This window comes from Lentzea albida, assembly GCF_900111005.1.
Lineage (GTDB): Bacteria > Actinomycetota > Actinomycetes > Mycobacteriales > Pseudonocardiaceae > Lentzea > Lentzea albida.
The window spans coordinates 563,934-585,972 of the sequence record NZ_FOFV01000003.1 but is presented as its reverse complement, the minus strand read 5'-3'; the positions used below and the strand labels follow the sequence as shown (position 1 = coordinate 585,972).

General features: G+C 70.9%; 25 protein-coding genes and 2 rRNA genes. 25 read left to right on the top strand and 2 right to left on the bottom strand.

The window, feature by feature from the left end:
* The 14 genes from BMY74_RS11845 to BMY74_RS11785 form a co-directional block, all read left to right on the top strand.
* A 23S ribosomal RNA gene (locus BMY74_RS11845) occupies positions 1–122 on the top strand; the annotation flags it as partial.
* Between the two features lie 93 nt (positions 123–215).
* A 5S ribosomal RNA gene (rrf, locus tag BMY74_RS11840) occupies positions 216–332 on the top strand.
* A gap of 91 nt (positions 333–423) precedes the next feature.
* Positions 424–2,841 carry a hypothetical protein gene (locus BMY74_RS46130; RefSeq protein ID WP_143091543.1) on the top strand — a complete coding sequence of 806 codons (2,418 nt, stop codon included), beginning with the start codon at positions 424–426 and terminating at the stop codon, positions 2,839–2,841.
* Positions 2,838–3,632 (top strand): HAD-IIA family hydrolase, encoded by a 795-nt coding sequence (locus tag BMY74_RS11830; RefSeq protein ID WP_089914146.1) that lies wholly within the window; start codon positions 2,838–2,840, stop codon positions 3,630–3,632. Before BMY74_RS46130 ends, BMY74_RS11830 begins: the two co-directional genes overlap by 4 nt.
* Before the next feature lie 4 nt (positions 3,633–3,636).
* Positions 3,637–3,804 carry a hypothetical protein gene (locus BMY74_RS11825; RefSeq protein ID WP_189159503.1) on the top strand — a complete coding sequence of 56 codons (168 nt, stop codon included), beginning with the start codon at positions 3,637–3,639 and terminating at the stop codon, positions 3,802–3,804.
* 6 nt (positions 3,805–3,810) lie between these two features.
* A complete protein-coding gene (locus BMY74_RS11820) occupies positions 3,811–4,608 on the top strand; it encodes a TlyA family RNA methyltransferase (RefSeq protein ID WP_089914140.1) in 798 nt (265 codons plus the stop codon).
* Positions 4,605–5,495, top strand: coding sequence for an NAD kinase (locus BMY74_RS11815; RefSeq protein WP_089914137.1), 891 nt, complete (start codon positions 4,605–4,607; stop codon positions 5,493–5,495). The genes BMY74_RS11820 and BMY74_RS11815 overlap by 4 nt, the downstream gene beginning before the upstream one ends.
* A gap of 80 nt (positions 5,496–5,575) precedes the next feature.
* A complete protein-coding gene (gene recN / locus BMY74_RS11810; protein ID WP_177229698.1) occupies positions 5,576–7,357 on the top strand; it encodes a DNA repair protein RecN in 1,782 nt (593 codons plus the stop codon).
* A 56-nt stretch (positions 7,358–7,413) separates the two neighbouring features.
* Entirely contained in the window at positions 7,414–8,013 is a 600-nt protein-coding gene (locus BMY74_RS44965) for a hypothetical protein (RefSeq protein WP_177229697.1), read from the top strand.
* Positions 8,006–8,608 (top strand): hypothetical protein, encoded by a 603-nt coding sequence (locus BMY74_RS44960; RefSeq protein WP_089914132.1) that lies wholly within the window; start codon positions 8,006–8,008, stop codon positions 8,606–8,608. The genes BMY74_RS44965 and BMY74_RS44960 overlap by 8 nt, the downstream gene beginning before the upstream one ends.
* Positions 8,605–9,036 (top strand): hypothetical protein, encoded by a 432-nt coding sequence (locus tag BMY74_RS44955; protein WP_177229696.1) that lies wholly within the window; start codon positions 8,605–8,607, stop codon positions 9,034–9,036. The genes BMY74_RS44960 and BMY74_RS44955 overlap by 4 nt, the downstream gene beginning before the upstream one ends.
* The gene (locus BMY74_RS11795; protein WP_089914129.1) at positions 9,033–9,473 is read left to right on the top strand and encodes a hypothetical protein; all 441 of its coding nucleotides are present in this window, start codon (positions 9,033–9,035) and stop codon (positions 9,471–9,473) included. The genes BMY74_RS44955 and BMY74_RS11795 overlap by 4 nt, the downstream gene beginning before the upstream one ends.
* Positions 9,474–9,535: 62 nt before the next feature.
* Positions 9,536–10,720, top strand: coding sequence for a putative cytokinetic ring protein SteA (gene steA / locus BMY74_RS11790; RefSeq protein ID WP_089914126.1), 1,185 nt, complete (start codon positions 9,536–9,538; stop codon positions 10,718–10,720).
* A complete protein-coding gene (locus BMY74_RS11785; RefSeq protein WP_089914123.1) occupies positions 10,717–11,655 on the top strand; it encodes a copper transporter in 939 nt (312 codons plus the stop codon). Before steA ends, BMY74_RS11785 begins: the two co-directional genes overlap by 4 nt.
* Before the next feature lie 29 nt (positions 11,656–11,684).
* Here the strand turns inward: BMY74_RS11785 and BMY74_RS11780 are convergent, their stop codons facing one another.
* Positions 11,685–12,347, bottom strand: a complete 663-nt coding sequence (locus BMY74_RS11780) for a hypothetical protein (RefSeq protein ID WP_089914120.1) — start codon at positions 12,345–12,347, stop codon at positions 11,685–11,687.
* A 178-nt stretch (positions 12,348–12,525) separates the two neighbouring features.
* Between BMY74_RS11780 and BMY74_RS11775 the strand changes: the two genes are divergently transcribed.
* From BMY74_RS11775 to BMY74_RS11765, 3 genes are read left to right on the top strand one after another with little or no spacing between them, the layout of a single operon-like run.
* A complete protein-coding gene (locus BMY74_RS11775; protein WP_371927582.1) occupies positions 12,526–14,208 on the top strand; it encodes a CTP synthase in 1,683 nt (560 codons plus the stop codon).
* Positions 14,205–14,822 carry an NUDIX domain-containing protein gene (locus tag BMY74_RS11770; RefSeq protein ID WP_177229695.1) on the top strand — a complete coding sequence of 206 codons (618 nt, stop codon included), beginning with the start codon at positions 14,205–14,207 and terminating at the stop codon, positions 14,820–14,822. Before BMY74_RS11775 ends, BMY74_RS11770 begins: the two co-directional genes overlap by 4 nt.
* Positions 14,823–14,832: 10 nt before the next feature.
* Positions 14,833–15,228, top strand: a complete 396-nt coding sequence (locus BMY74_RS11765; RefSeq protein ID WP_089914353.1) for a DUF2752 domain-containing protein — start codon at positions 14,833–14,835, stop codon at positions 15,226–15,228.
* On the opposite strand, the gene BMY74_RS11760 is transcribed toward BMY74_RS11765, so the two are convergent.
* Complete coding sequence (locus tag BMY74_RS11760; protein ID WP_245786051.1) at positions 15,225–15,812, bottom strand: NINE protein; 588 nt, start codon at positions 15,810–15,812, stop codon at positions 15,225–15,227. The genes BMY74_RS11765 and BMY74_RS11760 overlap by 4 nt on opposite strands.
* Before the next feature lie 53 nt (positions 15,813–15,865).
* Here BMY74_RS11760 and ald point away from each other — a divergent pair, with 53 nt between their 5' ends.
* The 8 genes from ald (at position 15,866) to BMY74_RS11720 (ending at position 21,981) form a co-directional block, all read left to right on the top strand.
* Positions 15,866–16,936 (top strand): alanine dehydrogenase, encoded by a 1,071-nt coding sequence (gene ald / locus BMY74_RS11755; protein WP_089914112.1) that lies wholly within the window; start codon positions 15,866–15,868, stop codon positions 16,934–16,936.
* An 8-nt stretch (positions 16,937–16,944) separates the two neighbouring features.
* Positions 16,945–17,820, top strand: a complete 876-nt coding sequence (gene xerD, locus BMY74_RS11750; RefSeq protein ID WP_177229704.1) for a site-specific tyrosine recombinase XerD — start codon at positions 16,945–16,947, stop codon at positions 17,818–17,820.
* A gap of 24 nt (positions 17,821–17,844) precedes the next feature.
* The gene (locus tag BMY74_RS11745; RefSeq protein ID WP_089914109.1) at positions 17,845–18,174 is read left to right on the top strand and encodes an ArsR/SmtB family transcription factor; all 330 of its coding nucleotides are present in this window, start codon (positions 17,845–17,847) and stop codon (positions 18,172–18,174) included.
* 101 nt (positions 18,175–18,275) lie between these two features.
* Positions 18,276–19,199: a ParA family protein gene (locus tag BMY74_RS11740; RefSeq protein ID WP_089914106.1), complete on the top strand. Its 924-nt coding sequence runs from the start codon at positions 18,276–18,278 to the stop codon at positions 19,197–19,199.
* Positions 19,196–19,528 (top strand): hypothetical protein, encoded by a 333-nt coding sequence (locus tag BMY74_RS11735; RefSeq protein ID WP_089914103.1) that lies wholly within the window; start codon positions 19,196–19,198, stop codon positions 19,526–19,528. The genes BMY74_RS11740 and BMY74_RS11735 overlap by 4 nt, the downstream gene beginning before the upstream one ends.
* The gene (locus BMY74_RS11730; protein WP_089914100.1) at positions 19,525–20,373 is read left to right on the top strand and encodes a segregation and condensation protein A; all 849 of its coding nucleotides are present in this window, start codon (positions 19,525–19,527) and stop codon (positions 20,371–20,373) included. Before BMY74_RS11735 ends, BMY74_RS11730 begins: the two co-directional genes overlap by 4 nt.
* A complete protein-coding gene (scpB, locus tag BMY74_RS11725; RefSeq protein WP_089914097.1) occupies positions 20,370–21,254 on the top strand; it encodes an SMC-Scp complex subunit ScpB in 885 nt (294 codons plus the stop codon). Before BMY74_RS11730 ends, scpB begins: the two co-directional genes overlap by 4 nt.
* Entirely contained in the window at positions 21,247–21,981 is a 735-nt protein-coding gene (locus BMY74_RS11720) for a pseudouridine synthase (protein WP_089914094.1), read from the top strand. Before scpB ends, BMY74_RS11720 begins: the two co-directional genes overlap by 8 nt.
* The last annotated feature ends 58 nt before the right edge of the window (positions 21,982–22,039 follow it).

The following is a 22,039-nucleotide window of genomic DNA, read 5'->3' as shown; positions in this document are numbered from 1 at the left end:
ATGAGGTATCCCACCCTTTGTGGGTTAAGGCCCCCAGCTAGACCACTGGGTTGATAGGCCAGAGGTGGAAGACCGGTAACGGTTGGAGCTGACTGGTACTAATAGGCCGAGGACTTGTTACAAAGACGCTACGCATCCACTGTGCGGTTCTGGAAGAACAACCAGGACCGATCGAACCCGCAGGATCGGGGTTCTAGGTTGTAATTTCATAGTGTTTCGGTGGTTATAGCGTTGGGGAAACACCCGGTCCCATTCCGAACCCGGTAGTTAAGCCCTTCTGCGCCGATGGTACTGCACTGGTTACGGTGTGGGAGAGTAGGTCGCCGCCGAACTTTACTTCCCTGAAGGGGCTTGTGATCGCGGGGCACAATTACAGTGCTTCGCTCACAGGCCCCTTTCAGCGTGTCCAAGTAGGAGGATTTGGTGTCCAGGTTCGGGGATCGTCCCGGCGACCGTCAGCGTGGCCAGGGAGACCGACCGCGCCATTCCGACGGTGGCCGTTCATCAGGCGATCGCAAGTTCAGCAGCAACAACTCCCAGCGCGGTGAAGGCTCCGGCGACCGCTCCAACAGCGGTGACCGTCGAGACAACCGTGCCGGCTCGAACGACCGCGGCGGATACCGCGGTCAGGGTTCGAACGACCGCGGAGGTTACCGCGGCCAGGGTTCCAGCGACCGCGGCGGCTACCGCAGGGACGACTCCGGCGACCGCGGTGGGTACCGCGGCGACCGTTCGAGCGACCGCGGTGGTTCCGGCGAGCGCGGTGGCTACCGCAAGAGCGACTCGGGCGACCGGGGCGGATATCGCGGGCAGGGCTCCGGTGAGCGCAGCGGTGGGTACCGCGGCGACCGTCCCGGCTACCGCAAGGACGAATCAGGCGATCGCGGTGGGTACCGCGGCGAGCGTTCCGGTGACCGCGGCGGGTTCCGTCGCGACGACTCGGGCGACCGCGGTGGGTACCGCAAGAGCGACGACCGGGGTGGCTACCGCGGTCAGGGCTCGGGTGACCGTCCCGGCTACCGCAAGGACGACTCCGGTGATCGTGGTGGGTACCGCGGTGACCGTTCGAGCGACCGCGGCGGGTTCCGCCGGGACGACTCGGGCGACCGTGGCGGTTACCGCAAGAGCGAGTCCGGCGACCGTGGCGGGTTCCGCTCCGGCGAGCGCGGCGGCTCGAGTGATCGCGGTGGCTACCGCAAGAGCGATGACCGCGGTGGCTACCGGGGCCAGGGCTCCAGCGACCGTTCGAGCGACCGCGGCGGGTTCCGCCGGGACGACTCGGGCGACCGCGGTGGGTACCGCAAGAGCGATTCCGGTGATCGCGGTGGGTACCGCGGCGACCGTTCGAGCGACCGCGGTGGCTTCCGTCGTGACGACTCGGGTGACCGGGGTGGCTACCGCGGCGAGCGTTCCGGTGAGCGTGGCGGGTTCCGTCGTGACGACTCCGGCGACCGCTCGAGCGATCGTGGCGGCTACCGGGGCCAGGGCTCTGGTGACCGCGGTGGGTACCGCAAGAGCGACTCCGGTGACCGCGGTGGCTTCCGCGGCGAGCGTTCGGGCGACCGCGGCGGGTTCCGTCGTGATGACTCGGGCGACCGGGGCGGCTACCGCAAGAGCGACGACCGCGGTGGTTCGCGCGGCGAGCGCTCCGGTGAGCGCGGCGGGTTCCGCAAGAGCGACGACCGCGGTGGGTACCGCGGTGACCGTTCGAGCGACCGCGGTGGTTACCGCAAGAGCGACGACCGCAAGGACGAGCGTTCCGCTCCGCAGCGCGACGACCGTCGGGACGAGCGGAGCCGTGAGCGTGCGGCCCGGTTCCAGGAGCGCATCGCCGACCAGGACGCCACCGGTGCCGGCAGCACCGACGTCGAGGCCGGCACCGCCGAGGTGAGCCGGGGCGCCGAGCGCTCCGGTTACCGCCTGGGTGACGGTGCCGCCGCCACCCGTGCCGCGGCAGGCCGCGAGCCCGTCGCAGCCGACGACGTCGACGCCGAGGACACCGGGTCCGAGCCGGAGACGAAGGCCGTCGAGGAGTCCGCGGTCGCCGCCGAAGCCGACACGGCCGAGGCCGGCGAGCGCGCGGACGACAGCGCCGACGACAGCACCCGCACGGGTGCGGACGAGACCGAGCAGCGCGACGAGGCGCCCGCCCCCCGCGGCGGTCGGCCCGAGCTGCCCGAGGAGGCCGACCTGTCGCTGCTCGACCCCGAGATCAAGCTCGAGCTGCGCAGCCTGCCCAAGGGGCTCGCGGAGATCATCGGCAGGCACCTGGCCGCGGCCGGGCTGCTGATCGACGAGGACCCGCAGCTGGCCCTGGAGCACGCCCGGTACGCGCGGAGCAAGGCGGCGCGGGTCGGTGTCGTGCGCGAGGCGGCCGGGTTGACCGCGTACTTCGCGGACGAGTGGGCCGAGGCGCTCAGCGAGCTGCGCGCCGCCCGCCGGATGATGCCCGGACCGGGCCACCTGGCGATCATGGCCGACTGCGAGCGGGCCCTGGGCCGGCCGGAGCGGGCCATCGACCTCGCCAAGGACCCGGCGGCCAAGGAGCTCAGCCAGGAGGACGAGATCGAGCTGCGGATCGTCGCGGCCGGCGCTCGTCGCGACATGGGCCAGCTCGACGCGGCGGTCGTCGCACTGCAGGGGCCGGACCTCGACCCGGGGCAGCGCACCCCCTACTCCGCGCGGCTCTTCTACGCTTACGCCGACAACCTGGCCGCGGCCGGTCGTACCGAGGAAGCCGTCAAGTGGTTCCTCAACGCCGCCGAGGCTGACGACGAGGGGGAGACGGACGCCGCCGAGCGCGCGTTCGAGCTGACCCAGGAGGAGACCGCGGAGCAGTGAGCGAGACGTTGGTCGACCGGTACGACGCGTTGCTGATCGATCTCGACGGCACCGTCTACCGCGGAAAAGAGGTCGTGCCGGGCGCGGTGGAAGCCGTCGCCGAGGCAAGAGAGCACGGCGTCGGGATCCGGTTCGTCACCAACAACGCCTCTCGTTCACCGCAGGCGGTGGCCGATCACCTCGTCGAGCTCGGGTTCGACACGACCGTCGACGAGGTGAGCACCTCCTCGCAGGCGGGCGCGGCCATGCTGGCCGAGCGCCTGCCGGCGCGGTCCACCGTGCTCGTGCTGGGCACCGAGGCTCTCGAAGCCGAGGTGTTCAAGCGCGGACTCATCCCGACCGACACCGCCGAAGGCGCGGTGGCGGTCCTGCAGGGCCTGTCCATGGACCTCGGCTGGCGTGAGCTGGCCGAGGCCACCGTGGCCATCCGCGCGGGTGCGCTGTGGGTGGCGTGCAACGTCGACGCCACCCTGCCCACCGAACGCGGCCTGCTGCCCGGCAACGGCAGCCTCGTCGCGGCGCTGAAGGCCGCGACGGACGCCGAGCCGCTCGTGGCCGGCAAGCCCGCCACCCCGCTGCTGCAGCAGGCGGCGAAGGAGCTCGGCGCGCACCGCCCGCTGGTCATCGGTGACCGGCTCGACACGGACATCCTGGGCGCGGTGAACGCCGGGATGGACTCCCTGCTCGTGCTCACGGGTGTGTCCACCGAGCAGGAGGCGCAAGCGCTTCCGCAAGAGCAGCGACCCACGTATGTCGGCGCGGACCTGTCGGTCTTGCATCGGCTACCGTAAGACCGTGAGCTACCCCCTGCCCGGACCGCCGCCCAACCCGGCCGACGCCATCGAAGGCGCGCTGGAGCGGCTCGACGGGCTCGAGAACGTTCCCCTCGACGAGCACGTCGCGCGGTTCGACGCCGTGCACGCGACGCTCACCGACGCGCTGTCGAGCATCGACAAGGTGTGATGCACAGTGCCTCGCAGGGTGCGGCTCGACGCCGAACTCGTGCGCAGGGGGCTCGCCCGGTCCCGTGAGCACGCCAGCCAACTCGTCGCCGACGGCCGCGTGAAGGTCCGCGGCACCGTCGCGACGAAACCGGCGACCGCCGTGGAGACCTCCGACGCGGTCGTCGTCAAGGACATCGACAACGATCCCAACTGGGCCTCCCGCGGCGCGCACAAGCTGATCGGCGCGCTCGACGGCTTCAAGATCGACCCCACCGGCAGGCGTTGTCTCGACGCCGGCGCGTCCACTGGCGGTTTCACCGACGTGCTGCTGCGCAAAGGCGCGCGTCAGGTGGTCGCGGCCGACGTCGGCAGGGGCCTGCTCGACTGGAAGCTGCAGACCGACGACCGGGTCGTGGTGAAGGACAAGACCAACGTCCGCACCCTCACGCCCGAGGACATCGGCGGCGAAGTTGAACTCGTGGTGGCCGATCTTTCGTTTATCTCGTTGAGGCTTGTGCTTCCCGCACTGGCCGCGTGCCTGAACGAGGAAGGCGACCTGCTGCCGATGGTCAAGCCGCAGTTCGAGGTCGGCAAGGAACGCCTCGGCTCCGGCGGCGTCGTGCGCGATCCCGAACTGCGCGTCGACGCCGTGCTCGACGTGACCAGGGCGGCGGGAGAACTGGGGCTGGCCGTGCACGGGGTCGTCGCGAGCCCGCTGCCCGGTCCGTCCGGCAACGTCGAGTACTTCCTCTGGCTGCGCAAAGGCGATCCCGTCGATGCGGCAGAGATGGTGCGCACCGCCGTCGAAGAAGGGCCCCAATGAGGGAAGTCCTGCTGGTCGTCCACACCGGCCACCAGAGCAACATCGATCTCGCCCGCCAGGTGGCCGGTCGCCTCGCGGTCGGGGGCGTCACGACGAGGGTGCTCGACGACGAGGCGCGTGACCTCGGCCCGTCGTGCTGCACCAAGGTCGTGCCCGCCGACGACCACGCCGCCGAGGGCACCGAGCTGGTGCTGGTGCTGGGCGGTGACGGCACGCTGCTGCGCGGTGCCGAGCTCGCCCGTCCGGCGCGGGTGCCGGTGCTGGGCGTCAACCTGGGCCGGGTCGGGTTCCTCGCGGAGGCCGACTCGGACGCGTTGCACGAGGCCGTGGGCCACGTGCTGGAACGCGACTACTTCGTGGAAGAGCGCATGACGCTCGACCTGATCGCCAAGGTGAACGACGAGGTCGTCGTGAGGACCTGGGCGCTCAACGAGATCAGCGTCGAGAAGCTGATCCGCGAACGCATCCTCGAGGTCGTCGTCGAGGTCGACGGGCGCCCGGTGTCGGCGTTCGGCTGCGACGGGGTGCTGTGCGCGACGCCGACGGGCTCGACGGCCTACGCGTTCTCCGCCGGCGGCCCGGTCGTGTGGCCGGACGTGCAGGCGATCCTGGTGGTGCCGAGCAACGCGCACGCGCTGTTCGCCCGGCCGCTGGTCGTCTCGCCGAAGTCGCACGTGGCGTTCGAGATCGAGTCGACCGGGCATCCCGCGGCGTTGTCCGCGGACGGGCGGCGCACGTTCGAGCTGCCCGCGGGCGCGCGGATCGAGATCGTGGAGGGCGCGGTGCCGCTCAAGGTCGTGCGGCTGCGCCAGGCACCGTTCACGGATCGGCTGGTCGAGAAGTTCGACCTGCCGGTGAAGGGATGGCGGGGACCATCGGCAGGCTGATCGCGCCGCTCGGTGCGTCGGCACTGGCTCGTTATGGTGCCCGCGAGGAAATGTCGGACTCGACAAGTAAGGTTCGCCCTGTGCTGGCCGAGATGCGCATCAATGGCCTTGGCGTGATCGACGAGGCCACCCTTGAACTGGACCCCGGGTTCACCGTAGTGACTGGTGAGACGGGCGCGGGCAAGACCATGGTCGTGACCGGGTTGCACCTGCTCGGCGGAGGCCGGGCGGAGGCGTCCCGCGTGCGCACCGGAGCCGACAAAGCGGTGGTCGAAGGCCGCTTCCAGGCCCCGGCGGGCAGCCCTGCCGCGAAGGTGGCGGAGGAGGTCGGCGGCGACCCGGACGAGGACGGTTCGCTGATCGCAATCCGCACCGTCGGCTCGGACGGCCGCTCGCGGGCCCACGTCGGCGGCCGCTCCGTGCCGGTCGGCGTCCTGTCCGAACTGGCGGAGCAGCTGATCGCCGTCCACGGCCAGAACGACCAGCTGCGGCTGATGAGGCCGACCGAGCAGCGCGGCGTGCTGGACCGCTTCGCGGGCGACGACGTGGGCGGGCCGTTGCGCGCCTACCAGGCCGTCCGCGAGGAGTGGCTGCGCGTGTCGGCGGAGCTGAAGGAACGCACCGAGCGTTCCCGCGAACTCGCCCGCGAGGCGGACCTGCTGCGCCACGGCCTGACCGAGATCGACGCGGTCGCCCCGAAGCTCGGAGAGGACGCCGAACTCCACGACGAGGCCCGCCGCCTGGCCGACGCGGACCAGCTCCGCGAGGCCGCCCAGGGCGCGCAGTTCGCGGTGTCGGGTTCCCTGGAGGGCGACCCGGAGAACCCCGGCGCCCTCGGCCTGATCTCCGAGGCCGCTCGCAGGCTCTCCGCGTCGGAGGACCCGAAGCTGCGCGAGATGGAGCCCCGGCTCGTCGAGGCGGCGACGCTGCTGGCCGACGTCGGTGCCGAGATCTCCGGGTACCTGGACCAGCTGGAGGCCGACCCGGGCCGGTTGGAGGCCGTGCTGCAGCGGCAGGCCGAGCTGAAGGCGCTGACCCGCAAGTACGCGGCCGACGTCGACGGCGTGATCGCGTGGGCCGAGGACGCGCGGACCCGCCTGGGCGGGCTCGACACCTCCGAAGAGGCGCTGACCGGGCTCGCCGCCCGCCGCGACGAGCTGGCCACCGAACTGGCGACGCTCGCGACGCAGGTGACGGCCGCTCGCGTCGAGGCCGCTCTCGAACTGGGCAAGGCCGTCACCGAGGAGCTGGACGGGCTGGCCATGCCGCACGCCTCCGTGGAGCTCGCCGTCCGGCCCCGGCACGCCGAGGCCGGGGACGCGCAGGCCCTGCCGGTCGGGCGGTCCGTCCTGCACGCCGGGGCGTCCGGGGTGGACGATGTCGAGCTGCGGTTGATCTCGCACCCCGGGGCGCCCGCTCTGCCGGTGCACAAGGGTGCTTCCGGTGGTGAGCTGTCGCGGGTGATGCTGGCGCTGGAAGTGGTGCTGTCGCACTCGGATCCGGTGCCCACGCTCGTCTTCGACGAGGTCGACGCCGGTGTCGGCGGGCGGGCCGCCGTCGAGGTGGGTCGCCGCCTCGCCCGGCTCGCGCGGTCGCACCAGGTGATCGTGGTGACGCACCTGCCGCAGGTGGCCGCGTTCGCCGATCGGCACCTGGTGGTGGACAAGTCCGCCGACGGGACGTTCACCCGGTCCGCCGTGCGGAAGCTGGACGAGACGCAACGGGTCGTGGAGCTCGCCCGGATGCTGGCGGGCATGGACTCGACCGACACGGGCCGGGCCCACGCCGAGGAGCTGCTGGCCGCCGCGGCGGCCGACAAGTCCTCCGCTCCCGTGGTCCGGCGGCGCAAGAAGAAGGCCTGACGGAACCGGTCGCGCGCCCCTCGGCTGATCCCCGCGGGGTTCGGCATGATGGGAGCGTGACCGGATCTTTGACCACGCGCCGGGTGTTCGGGGCGGTGCTGGTGTTGGTCGCGGCCGGTCTGGCCGTGGCGTCGACCTTCCTGCCCGCGTACTCGGTGCAGGTCCTGGCCAACGGCCGTACGTTGCGCTTCGAGTCCACCGCGTGGGTGGTGGAGCGCGACGACTTCCGCGACATCCTGCTGCTGCAGGCCCTCGAGTTCGGGGAGCCGGCCGTCGGTGCGGCGCTCGTCATGGCACTGGCCGCTGTGCTGGCGTTCCGGGTCCCGGCGATGAGGGTGGCGACGCTGCTCGGGGCCGGGGTGCTGGCCGGGGTCGTGTGGTCCGCCGTCTCCCAGGTGCGGGGTGTGGTGGACCGGCTCGGTGAGCTCGACGCCCGCGTGCCCATCGAGGTGGAGCAGGGCGACGGGGTCACCCTGCTGATCGTGGCCGCCGGGATCGGTGTGGTGTCGGCGGTGTTGCACCAGGAGTTGCCCAGGGCGGACAGGTCCGCCGACGCCGGTGAGGGGGCCGTGATCCACCAGATCGACGACGAGGCTGACGACACCGACACGCCGCCGTACGGGTACCCGGTGATCGTGGAGCCGAAGGATGACTGACCGCCGCCGGATCGCCGGCATCCTGCTCGTGCTGGGGGCGGTGCTGGCCGTCGTCGCGTCGTTCCAACCCACGTTCAGCAGTGTGTACAAGGACTTCGGGCCCGGTCTGACGATCACCACCACGCTGTGGACCACGTCGTCGGAGCCGTCCGCCACTGTTCGCCATCAGCCCGCGTTCTACGCCGCCGGATGGCCCGTGGTCATCGCGGCGCTGGTCGTCGCGGCAGCCGTGGTGCTGTTGCTGCGGGACAGGACCGCGTTCATCGGACGGCCGCTCGCGGCAGGTGCGGCCGGCCTGCTGAGCGGCGTCGTGCTCCTCTACGTGGGCCAGGTGTACTCGCTGACGCGGGTCGTCGCCGACGAGCCGCCCGCACCCAGGCAGCAATTGGTCTACCACGGCGGCATGTACCTGCTGGTCGCCGCCGCGATCATCGGACTGGCGGGCGCGGTGCTCGCGCAGCAGCGCCACCCCGAGCCGGTGGGACCCGCAGTGGCGGACGAGGACGGGGTGGTCGTGCACCAGCTCGACGCGGACGAGGACACACCGCCCTTCGGGATCGCCCTTCCCCAGGACGAGCAGCGGGAGACGCGGTGATCGGGAGAGCCACCGCGGTGGCGCTGATCGCGGTGGGCGTGGTGCTGACGGCCACGGCGATGGTGCTGCCGTGGTACTCCACGGCCTACGCCGGTGGCGTCGAGGTCGTGGTCAGGGCCTGGGGCACCGAGATCCTGAACAAGCCCGGCGACTGGCCGGCCGGTGAGCTGTCGCCCTGGTACGGGGTGCCGGTCGTGGTGACGGTGCTGCTGCTCGTGGCCGGGGTGTGGATCACCCGCGCGGCACTCGCCGGTGCGGCCGGGCAGGTCGGGGCCGTCGGCGTGATCGGGGCGCTCGTGGTGTCCGAGCGCGGGCACGCCGTCGAGCAGCAGGGGGACTTCGCGGTCGGGTTCGGGCTGGTGTTCCTCGTGGTGGGAACGCTGGTGGCGCTCGCGGGGGCCGTTGCCGCGCAGAGGGAGGCGGCGTGAGGAGGGTTCTCGGGCTGGTCCTGCTCGGGCTGGCCGCCGCGGCGGCGGTCGGGGCGACGTTCCTGCCGTTCTCCGAGCTCTTGATCAGGCTTGCTCCCGGGCAGCCGCAGACCGCGTACGTCACCACCGGGTGGAGCACGCAGTTCGGTGCCACGAAGGACGAGCACGGGCCGTTGTTCGGCATCCCGGTCGTGGTGGCCGCCGCTGCCGTGCTGGCCGGGATGAGATGGCGGAAGGTCGCGTATGCCGGAGCCGCCGGGCTCGCGGGTGCCACCGGGATGTTGTTCGTGTACCTGCTGAACGCGATCAGCTTCCACCAGGAGGGCAACATCGCGATCGATCCCGCGCTGCAAGCCGGTTTCGGCAACGGTGTCTGGGTCCTCATGACCGCGGTGGTCGTCGCGTTCGCCGGTGTGGTAATTCACCCCGACGACTGACCACCTGGAATCGCCCGGCGTGCCTCACCTGTCACGTCCACACCGTGGGTCACTATCGGCCCATGAAGCTTTCCGGGCTGCTGAGCCGCACCAACCACGAACTTCCCGGTGTCACGGGCGTCGCGCGGGTTGATCGGCGCGCGAGCGACCTGGTTCGGCGCGTGAGTGCCGGTGACGTCGCTGTCATGGACCTCGTCGACCTCGACCGGCGCACCGCGGAGGCGCTCGTCGCGGCCGAGGTCGTCGGCGTCGTGAACGCCTCGCCGTCCATTTCGGGGCGCTTTCCCAACCTCGGTCCGGAACTGCTGATCGAGGCGGGCATCCCGCTGATCGACGACGTCGGCGCCGTCGCGCTGCGCGAGATCAAGGAAGGCACGAAGATCCGGCTGCACGAAGGTGTCGTGTACGCCGGGGAACGCGAGCTCGCCAAGGGCGTCGAGCAGGACGCCGAGAGCATCGCCGACGCGATGATCGAGGCGAAGGCCGGCATGTCGGCGCAGCTGGAAGCCTTCTCCGCCAACACCATCGAGTTCCTGCGCCGTGAACGCGCGCTGGTGCTCGACGGCGTCGGCGTGCCCGAGGTCTACGTGGCGATGCGCGACCGGCAGGTGCTCGTCGTCGCCGGTGGCCCGTCGCACGCCGAGGAGCTGCGCAAGCTCCGCAAGTACATCCGCGAGTACCGGCCGGTGCTGATCGGCGTCGACACGGGCGCGGACACGCTGCACGACGCCGGGCTCAAGCCGGACATCGTCGTCGGCGACCCCGACGGCATCGGCACCGCGTCCCTGCGCGCGGCCTCCGAGGTGGTCGTGCCCGCGCAGACCGACGGCCACGCGCCCGGCCTGCAGCGGATCCAGGACCTCGGCATCGGCGCCGTCACCTTCCCCGCTTCGGGCAACGCGGAGGACCTCGCGTTGCTGCTCGCCGAGGCACACGGGGCGTCCCTGGTCGTCACGGTGGGGCTGCGCGCGACGCTGCGCGAGTTCCTCGACCGCGGGCACTCCGGTTCCAACCCCTCCACGTTCCTCACCCGGTTGAAGCTCGGCAGCAAGCTCGTCGACGGGGAGGCCGTCGCGACCCTGCACCGCAGCCGGGTCTCGCTGGGCGTGATCGTCCTGCTGGTGACCGCCGCGATCGTCGCCATGGCGGCGGCGCTGGCGGTGTCCGGCGTCGGTCACGTCTACGTCGACATCGCGGTCGACGGCTGGCACTCCGTCGTCAACTGGTTCAAGGGGTTGTTCACGTGATCACGTTGCGCTACCACATAGTTTCGATCACCGCGGTGTTCCTCGCGCTGGCGGTCGGTGTCGTGCTGGGGTCGACCGCGATCAGCGGGCGGCTGCTGTCGGGGCTGAGCGACGAGAAGAACACGTTGGCACAGCAGGTGAACGACCTGCAGAACGACCGCAACGCGTTGAACGCCAAGCTGACCGAGGCCGACGAGTTCGCGACGTCGGTCGGCCCGCTGGCCGTGAAGGAGAGGCTCACCGACCGCACGGTCGTCATCGTCACCACCGCGGACGCGCGCCCGGCCGACCGGGACGCCCTCACCGGGCTGCTGAAGGCCGCGAGCGCCACGGTCACCGGCGAGGTCCAGCTGACCGACGCGTTCGCCGACCCGTCGCGCGGTGACCAGCTGCGCGACCTCGTGGCACGGCTGCAGCCCGCCGGCTCCCAGCTGCCCACGGCCGTGGACCCCGGCACCCGCGCCGGTGGTCTCTTCGGGACGTTGCTGCTGCTCAACCCCACCAACAACCAGCCGCAGGCCACGGCCGACGAGATGGCGTCCGCGCTGTCCGGCCTCACCAACGCGGGGTTCGTGAAGGCGACCTCGGGCGTGAAGCCGGCGCAGCTCGCGATCGTGCTGACCGGCGGTGCCGCGATCGGCGACTCGGCGGCGGACAGGGCCTCGACGGTCGCGCGGTTCGCCACCCAGCTCGACCGGTCCGGCGCGGGCGTCGTGCTGGCCGGAGCGAACGGCTCGGCGAACGGCACGGGGGCGATCGGCGTGGTCCGCGCGGACACCGCCGCGACCTCGATCCTGTCCACGGTGGACAACTCCGACACCCCGGCGGGCCAGGTCGTCGTGGTGATGGCGCTGCGCGAACAGCTGGAGGGCCGCTCCGGCCGGTACGGCGTGGCGGGCAACGCCGAGGCGTCCTCGCCGGGCACCCAGGGCTGACCGGGCACCCAGGGCCGGCCAGGAAGGACCTAGTCCGTCGCCCACTCACCGGGAAGCCACCGGGTCAGCAGCTCCAGCGACTCCGGTGTGCGGGCACGGGCCCAGAGCCACTCGCCGTCGTCCTCGCGCACGATCAGGTCGTCGCTGACGAACCAGCGGGTGCCGGGACCGTGCAGCGGCAGCAGGGCGAAGTGGTCTTCGAGCAGGGAGACGTCCGCCGCGGACGTCTCCCTGTCCGCTGTCACGGCCCCGTCGCGGAACAGCGCCTCCGACAGCACCAGCTCGACGCAGGCGGCGGAGAAGTGCGGCAGCCACGGTTCCCAGCCGCGTTCCGTCGCGTGCACGACGGCGGGGTCGGGGTCGTCGAGGGCCGCTCCCCACGAGGTGACGGAGTGGATCTCCCTGCGGAACACGACGACCTCGCCGTCGAGCCGCAGTTCGCTCGGGGTGAGCAGCCAGTCCTGGTTGCTCGTGAGGTCCGGGCGCTTGCCGAACAACGCGTAGGCGTCGCGCACCGCGTCCGGCAGCCGCACGCCCAGCCGGTCCTCGGCGGCGTTCAGGTCGGCGTGGTTCCAGCCGTCCCACGCCTCGATCGGCTCGGCCCACGCGGCCGCGAAACCCTCGATGAACCGCCACGCCGCCGAGCGGTCGCGCACGACTTTTGCGGCTTCCCCTGCCACGTCGAAGGTCACGTGACAACTTTTCCTGATGTCGGGCCGTGCCGGGGGAAGTTCGGCAAAACCCCTCGCTGCGCCGATCGGGTGATGTGATGTGCCGGGTCGTGGTGCGCTGAGTGACCGGCGGCGTGTTAGCGTTATGGCCCGTGGATAGGGGGATTCGGCCCCCACGATTTTCACGGGAGCCCCGTTGGTGCAGCAGGCACGTACGACCAAGCACGTCTTCGTCACGGGAGGCGTCGCCTCCTCCCTGGGCAAGGGGCTCACGGCCTCCAGCCTCGGCCAGTTGCTCACCTCGCGCGGCCTGCGGGTAACGATGCAGAAGCTCGACCCGTACCTGAACGTGGACCCCGGCACGATGAACCCGTTCCAGCACGGCGAGGTCTTCGTGACCGACGACGGCGCGGAGACGGACCTCGACATCGGCCACTACGAGCGGTTCCTCGCGCGAGACCTGAGCGGCGAAGCCAACGTCACCACCGGCCAGGTGTACTCCGAGGTGATCGCCAAGGAGCGGCGCGGCGAGTACCTGGGCGACACGGTCCAGGTGATCCCGCACATCACCGACGAGATCAAGCGCCGCATCCGGGCGATGGCCGAGCCGGACGCCGACGGCGTCACGCCGGACGTGGTCATCACCGAGGTCGGCGGCACGGTCGGTGACATCGAGTCGCTGCCGTTCCTCGAGGCGTGCCGCCAGGTGCGTCACGACGTCGGCCGTGACAACGTCTTCTTCCTGCACGTCAGCCTGGTGCCGTACCTGGCGCCGAGCGGTGAGCTGAAGACCAAGCCGACGCAGCACTCCGTCGCTGCGCTGCGCAACATCGGCATCCAGCCCGACGCGATCGTGTGCCGCGCGGACCGGGAGATCCCGGACTCGCTCAAGCGCAAGATCGGCCTGATGTGCGACGTCGACACCGACGCCGTCGTCGCGGCCGTCGACGCGCGGTCGATCTACGACATCCCGAAGGTGCTGCACGCCGAGGGCCTCGACGCGTACGTCGTGCGCCGCCTCGACCTGCCGTTCCGCGACGTCGACTGGACGGTGTGGGGCGACCTGCTGGAGCGGGTGCACAACCCGTCCGAGACGGTGAAGATCGCCCTGGTCGGCAAGTACGTCGACCTGCCGGACGCCTACCTGTCGGTCACCGAGGCGCTGCGCGCGGGCGGGTTCGCCCACCACGCCAAGGTCGAGATCAAGTGGGTGCCGTCGGACGAGTGCCAGACGCCCGAGGGCGCCGCACGCGCGTTGTCCGGCATGGACGGCGTGCTGATCCCCGGCGGTTTCGGCGTGCGCGGCATCGAGGGCAAGCTCGGCGCGCTGAAGTACACCCGCACGCGCGGTGTGCCGACGCTGGGCCTGTGCCTCGGCCTGCAGTGCATGGTCATCGAGGCCGCGCGCAACCTCGCGGGCATCGAGGACGCGAACTCGAGTGAGTTCGAAGAGGGCGGCACGCCGGTCATCTCCACGATGGCCGACCAGCAGGACGTCGTCGCCGGTCAGCGCGACATGGGCGGCACGATGCGCCTCGGCGCGTACATCGCGAAGCTCACGCCCGGTTCGGTGGTCGCGTCCGCGTACGGCGCCACCGAGGTCTCCGAGCGCCACCGCCACCGCTACGAGGTCAACAACGCGTACCGGGGCAAGCTCGCCGACGCCGGCCTGGTCTTCTCCGGCACGTCGCCGGACGGCCGCCTGGTCGAGTTCGTCGAGCTGCCCGCCGACGTGCACCCGTTCTACGCGGGCACGCAGGCGCACCCCGAGCTCAAGTCGCGCCCGACGAAGCCGCACCCGCTGTTCGCGGCGTTCGTGAAGGCCGCGATCGACTACCGGGTGGCCGACCGCCTCCCGCTGACCGCGGGCGCGTCGAAGTGACGCGCCACGACTTCCGCACGGTCTCCAGCGAGGACGTGCACGTCGGACGGGTCGTCGCGCTGCGGATCGACGAGGTCGAGATGCCCGGCGGCGGCACGGCCAAGCGCGAGATCGTCGAGCACATGGGCGCCGTCGCGGTCGTGGCCGTCGACGACGCGGGCCAGGTCGTGCTGATCCACCAGTACCGGCACGCGCTGGGCAGGCACCTGTGGGAGCTGCCCGCCGGTCTGCTCGACCACGACGGCGAGGAGCCGGTCGTCGGCGCCCGCCGCGAGCTGGCCGAGGAGGTCGGGCTCGACGCCGCGCGCTGGGACGCGCTGGTCGACACGGCCGCGTCGCCGGGGTTCACCGATGAGGTCGTGCGCGTGTTCCTGGCGCGGGAGCTCTCCGACGTCGACCGCGACGTGCAGGGCGAGGAGGAGGCGGACCTGGAGGTCCACCGCTTCGGGATCGACGAGGCCGTGCGGATGGTGCTCTCGGGCGAGATCGTGAACTCGTCGGCGGTCGCCGGGCTGCTCGCGGCCCGCGAGGTGCTGGAGGGCCGGGCCGAACCGCGTCCGGCCGACGCGCCCTTCCGCGACAAGCCGACCCGGTTCGCCGCGCGCAAGAAGTAGGTTGGACACCATGCAGACGGTGAAGGGCGCCTTCGGACGGTTGAAGGCGCCCTTCGGCGTTCTCGCGCTCGGCGCGGCCGGAGTGGTGGTGCTGCAGTTCGTCGACCCGAACAAGCCCGGCAACCTGCTGCCGAAGTGCCCGTTCAACTGGCTGACGGGGCTCAACTGCCCCGCCTGCGGGGTGACGCGCATGCTGCACGCGTTGCTGCACGGGGACGTCGTCAGCGCGTTCCACTTCAACGCCGTGATGCTCGCCTTGGGCGTGCCTCTGGCCGTGTGGCTGTTCTCGCGGTGGACGCGTGATCGGTGGACCGGCGAACGACGATCCGTGCCGAAGTCGGCCGGTGTCGCCGTTCTCGTCGTGGCGGCTCTGTGGGGCGTGGGACGGAACCTCGCCGGGATCTAGTCCCGCAGCTTGCGGCCCTGGGCGTCCGTGCCGCCGCTGACCAGCAGGATGATCCCGTCGACCAGCGCCCAGACACCGCACCCGCCGCAGGTCAGCAGCTGGGCGATGCCGATGCCGACGTGGCCGGTGTAGAAGCGGCCCACGCCGAAGCCGCCCAGGAACAGCTGCAGCACGCCCGCGGCGATCTTCGACTTGTCCGACAGCGGAACGCCGGTGATCGGGTCGAAGCCGTACGGCGCTCCCGGGGTGCCGTAGCCCGGCGGGATCATGCCGGGCGGGGGCGGCGGGACCGCGTACTGCGGGCCGGTGGGCGGCGGGTAGTACGGCTGCGTCGGCTGGGGCGGGGGCACGGCGGCGAACGGCACCGAGGGCGGCGCGAGGAACGGCGGGTGCGGCTGCGGGAGGTCGCGGAACAGCTCGGCGAGCTCGAAGTAGCTCTGCGCGCCGGACGCGCGGTTCACGCGTTCCTGGTACTCGCCGATGTCGAGCCGCGCCATCGCGAAGTGGTCGTTCAGGGCGGTGATCGCCTCTTCGCGCTGCTGGTTGCCGATGCGCTGCTGCTCCGGCCCGAATGCTTCTGACACGGCTGAGAACGGTATCCGATGCAGGAGATCCATATCGGGAATACGCTGCGACGATGCTGGTCGGTGTCCCAAAGGAGATCAAGAACCACGAGTACCGCGTGGCCATCACGCCCGCCGGAGTGGTCGAACTGGTGCGCCGCGGACACTCCGTCGTCGTCGAGCGGGACGCCGGCGCCGGTTCGTCGTTCCCCGACCAGGAGTACGCGGCGGCGGGCGCGCGGATCGTCCCCTCCGCCGACGAGGTGTGGGGAACCGCTGACCTGGTCCTGAAGGTCAAGGAGCCGATCGAGCCCGAGTACCACCGCCTGCGGCGCGGGCAGGTGCTGTTCACCTACCTGCACCTGGCGGCGTCGCCGGCGTGCACCGCGGCGATCCTGGAGTCGGGGATCACCGCCATCGCGTACGAGACCGTGCAGCTGGCGGACGGGTCGTTGCCGTTGCTGGCGCCCATGAGCGAGATCGCCGGGCGGATGGCGGCCCAGGTCGGCGCGCACTGCCTGGAACGGGCCCAAGGTGGGCGCGGGGTGCTGCTCGGTGGCGCGCCCGGTGTCGCCGCGGGCAAGGTCGCGGTGATCGGCGCGGGCGTCGCCGGGATGAACGCGGCGACGATGGCCGTCGGCATGCAGGCCGAGGTCGTCGTGCTCGACACGAACGTGAACCGGTTGCGGCAGATCGACTTCACCTACCGCGGGCACCTGCAGACGATCGCGTCGAACGCCTACGAGGTCGAGAAGGCCTGCCGCTGGGCCGATCTCGTCGTCGGCGCGGTGCTGGTGCCCGGTGCGAAGGCGCCCAAACTCGTCAGCAACGAGCTCGTGTCGCGGATGCGGCCGGGCAGCGTGCTCGTGGACATCGCGGTCGACCAGGGCGGCTGTTTCGAGGACACGCGGCCGACGACGCACGACGCACCTACCTACCGCGTGCACGAGTCCGTGTTCTACTGCGTCGCGAACATGCCCGGTGCCGTGCCGAACACGTCGACGTACGCGCTCACGAACGTGACGCTGCCGTACGTCATCGCGTTGGCGGACAAGGGTTTTGAGCGTGCCGTGGCGGAAGACCCCGCCTTGGCCATGGGCGTCAACGCGCGTGATGGGGAGATCGTCTTGGCAGGCCTGACGTGATTTCTGAGTTGGTGGCGACATATCTCGACCACCTCGCCGTGGAACGCGGCACCGCCCGCAACACGCTCGACTCCTACACGCGCGACCTGCGCCGGTACACCGAGCACCTGGAAACGCTGGGGGTCACGGACCTTGCGGCCGTGACGGAGTTGCAGGTGAGTGAGTTCCTCGCCGTGTTGCGCGAGAGCGGGCTTGCAGCTTCTTCTGCCGCACGCACATTGGTCGCCGTGCGCGGGTTGCACCGCTTCGCACACCGCGAAGGCGTTGTGCCGCATGACGTCGCACGTGCCGTGCACCCGCCCTCGCCTCCGAAGAGGTTGCCGAAAGCATTACCCGTCAATGAAGTTCTCATGCTGCTGGACACCGTGGGGAACCTCAGGGACAAGGCGCTCCTTGAGTTGCTCTACTCGACGGGAGCCCGGATCTCCGAGGTGGTCGGGCTCGACGTCGACGACATCGACGCGGCGGAGCGGACGGTGTTGCTGGACGGGAAGGGCGGCAAGCAGCGGCTGGTCCCGGTCGGGCGGCCGGCGTTGGCCGCGGTGGACGCCTACCTGGTCCGGGCGCGCCCCGCGTTGGCGGAGAAGGGACGGGGCACACCCGCGTTGTTCTTGAACGCACGGGGCGGAAGGTTGTCCCGGCAGAGCGCGTGGACGGTGCTGAAGACCGCCGCGGAGGACGCGGGGATCACCGCCGCGGTGTCCCCCCACACGTTGCGACATTCGTTCGCCACCCATCTGCTCGAAGGGGGTGCTGACGTTCGGGTGGTGCAGGAACTCCTCGGGCACGCATCCGTTACGACCACTCAGGTGTACACACTGGTAACCGTTACGACTTTGAGGGAGGTCTACGCAACTGCGCACCCTCGGGCCTCTGGAACATGAGGCTTCCACGGGTACGGTGGGCAGGTGCCGAACTTGGACGAGCCGTCCCCACAGGCCATTGATCTAGCCGCCGTGCTGCACGCGCTGAGTGACCCGACGAGGCTCGCGGTCGTGCGCCAGATCCAGATGAGCGGCGAACGCCTGTGCGGGGCCTTCGAGGTTGACGTGGCGAAGTCGACTCTCTCCCAGCACCTGCGCGTGTTGCGCGAAGCCGGCCTCACCCGAACACGCTGCCGTGGCAACCAGCGCTGGGTGTCGCTGCGCCGCGATGACCTGGACCTTCTCTTCCCGGGCCTGCTGGACGTGGTGCTGTCCGCCGCCGACCGGCGAACACGAACGGATGTCGCTGTCTGACCAAGTCTTGACAAACCTCGGCGAGGCGCGTTGCCGCTCGCACGGGTGCGGCCTACGCTGCGCCCGGAGAGACGACTACGACCAGTGAGGGAACGCCAGCCATGTCGACACCGGAGCACGCCTTCGCGCCCCGTGCCGACCTGAACCTGGCCCCGCACGCCGCGCCGGTGGACGACGTCGCCACGGAGCAGGTCGACGGCATCGGCCCGACGGGGAGAACCCGTCGCGCGATCCCGGACCCGCCGCCGTTGCTGCACCACGGCCCGGCGAAGATCCTGGCGGTGTGCAACCAGAAGGGCGGCGTCGGCAAGACGACGACGACCATCAACCTGGGCGCGGCGCTGGCCGAGTACGGCCGCCGCGTGCTGCTCGTCGACTTCGACCCGCAGGGCGCGCTGTCGGTCGGTCTCGGCGTGCACCCGCACCAGCTCGAGACGACGATCTACAACGTGATCATGGAGAACGACACCGCCGTTCCCGACGTGATCCGCAAGACCATGGTCGACGACATGGACCTGTTGCCGAGCAACATCGACCTGTCGGCGGCCGAGATCCAGCTCGTGTCGGAGGTGGGGCGCGAGCACACGCTCGTGCGCACCCTTCGTCCCGTGATCGAGCACTACGACTACGTGCTGGTCGACTGCCAGCCCTCGCTCGGCCTGCTCACGGTGAACGCCCTCGCGGCCGCGGACGGTGTGCTGATCCCGCTGGAGTGCGAGTTCTTCTCGCTGCGCGGGGTGGCGCTGCTCATCGACACCATCGAGAAGGTCAAGGAACGCTTGAACCCCAAGCTCAACATCACCGGCATCCTCGCCACGATGTACGACCCGCGCACGCTGCACTCGCGCGAGGTCATGGCCCGCGTCGTGGAGGCGTTCGGCGACATCGTGTTCGACTCGGTCATCAACCGCACGGTGCGCTTCCCGGAGACCACCGTGGCCGGCGAGCCGATCACCCGCTGGGCGCCGCGCTCGTCCGGTGCCAACGCCTACCGCGCCCTGGCTCGCGAGGTGATCGCCCGGTGAACCGTCGCCCATCACTGCCGGGCGCCGCGGAACTCTTCAGGCTGACCGCTGCTCCGGCGACGACGGACACCGCGGAGTCGGCGGAGTCCGTGGAGGCGCCCGTCCAGCGCCGCGGTTCCGGCCGCACCAAGCACACCACGAAGATCACGGTCTACGTGTCCGACGAGGAACTGCTGGCGCTGGAGCAGGCGCGCCTGTCGCTGCGCGGGTCCTACTCGCTGGGTGTCGACCGCGGCCGGGTGGTGCGCGAGGCGATCGCCATCGTGCTCGACGACCTGGAAGCGCTCGGCGAGGAGTCGTTGCTGGTACGCAGGTTGCGCGAGCAGTGACCGAGGAAGCTCCAGCCGGCGTCGCCGCCCCTGAGGTCGAGAAGGTCGACGACGGCAAGTTCAAGGTCAGGCTCACGAACTTCGAGGGCCCGTTCGACCTGCTGCTGCAACTGATCTCGCAGCACACGCTCGACGTGACCGAGGTGGCCCTGCACACGGTCACCGACGACTTCATCGCGCACATCCGCGGCATGGGCGACAAGTGGGACCTCGACGAGACCACCGAGTTCCTGGTCATCGCCGCCACCCTGCTGGACCTGAAGGCCGCGCGGCTCCTGCCCACCGGCGACGTGGAGGACGAGGACGACCTCGCGCTGCTGGAGGCCCGCGACCTGCTGTTCGCGCGTCTGCTCCAGTACCGCGCGTACAAGCAGGTCGCCGCGCTGTTCGCCGAGCTGGAACAGGGCGCGTACCGCCGCTACCCGCGTTCGGTGTCCCTGGAACCGCGCTTCGAGGGCCTGCTGCCCGAGGTGATGCTCGGCGTCACGCCCGACAGGTTCGCCCTGATCGCGGCCGCCGCCTTCCGCCCCAAGCAGAAGCGCACGCTGTCGGTGGCGCACATCCACCAGCACCGCGTGTCGATCCGCGAGACGGCGGACGTCCTGCGCGCGATGCTGATCGAGAAGGGCACCGCGTCGTTCGCGGAGATCGTCGCCGACTGCACCGAGACCATGGAGGTCGTGGCGCGGTTCCTCGCGCTGCTGGAGCTGTACCGGGAGAAGTCGCTGGCCTTCGAGCAGGAGGACCCGCTCGGTCCGCTGCAGGTGACGTGGGTCGGCGGGACGTTGGAGGACGCGCAGGCGCAGGTGCACGCCGGCGACGAGGATGAGGACTACGGCGGATGAGCGAGCCACTGGTCGGGCCGGACGCGGCGGAGGTCGCGAAGCCGGGGCCGGCGTTCGACGGGGCCGGGGCGGTGGAGGAGACGGCCGACGCCGCTCTGGACGACGCCGCGCCTGCCGCGGTCGTGCTGGAGGAGCCCGCCGGCGAACCCGCGGCCGAGCCGCCCGTGACCGAGTCGGGGGAGGACGCGGCCCTGTCCGACGCCGCGCCCGCCGCCGTCGTGCTCGACGAGCCCGAAGCCCCCGAGGCCGACGCCGACACCGAGGACGCCGCCACCCTCGAGGCCCAGCTCCTCGCCGCCGCCCCCGAGGAGGCGATCGAGGACTCCGGCCTCCCGGACCTCTCCGACGACGCCACCTTCGAGGCCGCCCTCGAGTCCGTGCTGCTGGTGGTCGACAGCCCGATCGCCGAGGACGCCCTCAGCAGCGCCCTCGAGCAGCCGGTGAAGCGCGTCAAGCAGGCACTCCGTAGACTGTCGACCCGGTACACCGAGTCCGGCAGTGGCATCGACCTGCGCAGGGCGGGGGACGGCTGGCGGTTCTACACGCGGGACCGGTACGCCCCGTTCGTGGAGAAGCTGCTGCTCGACGGCCAGCGCGCGAAACTCACCCGCGCTGCCCTGGAGACGCTCGCGGTGATCGCCTACCGGCAGCCCGTGACGAGGGCGCGGATCGCGGCGGTTCGCGGCGTCAACGTCGACGGTGTGATCCGGACCCTGGTCGCACGGGGGCTCATCGAGGAGACGGGCACCGACAGCGACACGGGTGGGATCCTGTACCGCACGACCGAACTGTTCCTGGAGCGGTTGGGGCTGTCGTCGCTCGCCGACCTGCCACCAATTGCCCCGCTGCTGCCCGAAGTGGATGCGATCGACGATGTCTGAGAACGAGGGCGTGCGCCTGCAGAAGGTGCTCGCGCAGGCGGGGATCGCCTCGCGCCGCGCTTCCGAAGAGCTGATCGAGCAGGGGCGGGTGCAGGTCGACGGCCAGGTCGTGCGCGAGCAGGGTCGCCGGATCGACCCCGAGACGGCGGTCGTGCACGTCGACGGCGTGCGGGTGCAGATCCGCGAGGACGTCGTCACGCTCGCGCTGAACAAGCCGTACGGGATGCTCTCCACGATGGAGGACGACCTGGGCCGCCCGTGCGTGGGCGACCTGGTGCGCAACCGCAAGGAGCGGCTGTTCCACGTCGGGCGCCTCGACGCCGAGACCGAGGGCCTGCTGCTGCTCACGAACGACGGTGAGCTCGCGCATCGCCTGATGCACCCGAGCTACAACGTCAAGAAGACCTACCTCGCCGAGGTCCCCGGCCCGGTCGAGAAGGGTCTCGGCAAGAAGCTCAAGGCGGGCATCGAGCTGGAGGACGGGCCGGTCAAGGTCGACTCCTTCAAGCTCATCAGCGCGGTGCCGGGCAAGGCCCTGGTCGAGGTCGTGCTGCACGAGGGCCGCAAGCACATCGTCCGCCGCCTGCTGGAGACCGCCGGGTACCCGGTGCAGTCGCTGGTGCGCGTCGCGATCGGCGAGGTCTCGCTCGGCAACCAGCGCCCCGGTTCGATGCGGGTGCTGAACCGCCAGGAGGTCGGCGGGCTGTACAAGCTCGTCGGTTTGTAGGACCCGGAGTGCGTGAGCCGTGGGTGGCGTCGCGTGTCGCCACCCACGGCCACTCCGG

Coding starts and splice junctions, on each gene's coding strand:
- BMY74_RS44960 (WP_089914132.1), top strand. CDS start 8,006: ATGACTGACCGCCGCCGGATCGCCGGCATCCTGCTCGTGCTGGGGGCG.
- steA (WP_089914126.1), top strand. CDS start 9,536: ATGAAGCTTTCCGGGCTGCTGAGCCGCACCAACCACGAACTTCCCGGT.
- BMY74_RS11720 (WP_089914094.1), top strand. CDS start 21,247: ATGTCTGAGAACGAGGGCGTGCGCCTGCAGAAGGTGCTCGCGCAGGCG.
- BMY74_RS11740 (WP_089914106.1), top strand. CDS start 18,276: ATGTCGACACCGGAGCACGCCTTCGCGCCCCGTGCCGACCTGAACCTG.
- BMY74_RS11815 (WP_089914137.1), top strand. CDS start 4,605: ATGAGGGAAGTCCTGCTGGTCGTCCACACCGGCCACCAGAGCAACATC.
- ald (WP_089914112.1), top strand. CDS start 15,866: ATGCTGGTCGGTGTCCCAAAGGAGATCAAGAACCACGAGTACCGCGTG.
- scpB (WP_089914097.1), top strand. CDS start 20,370: ATGAGCGAGCCACTGGTCGGGCCGGACGCGGCGGAGGTCGCGAAGCCG.
- BMY74_RS11765 (WP_089914353.1), top strand. CDS start 14,833: ATGCAGACGGTGAAGGGCGCCTTCGGACGGTTGAAGGCGCCCTTCGGC.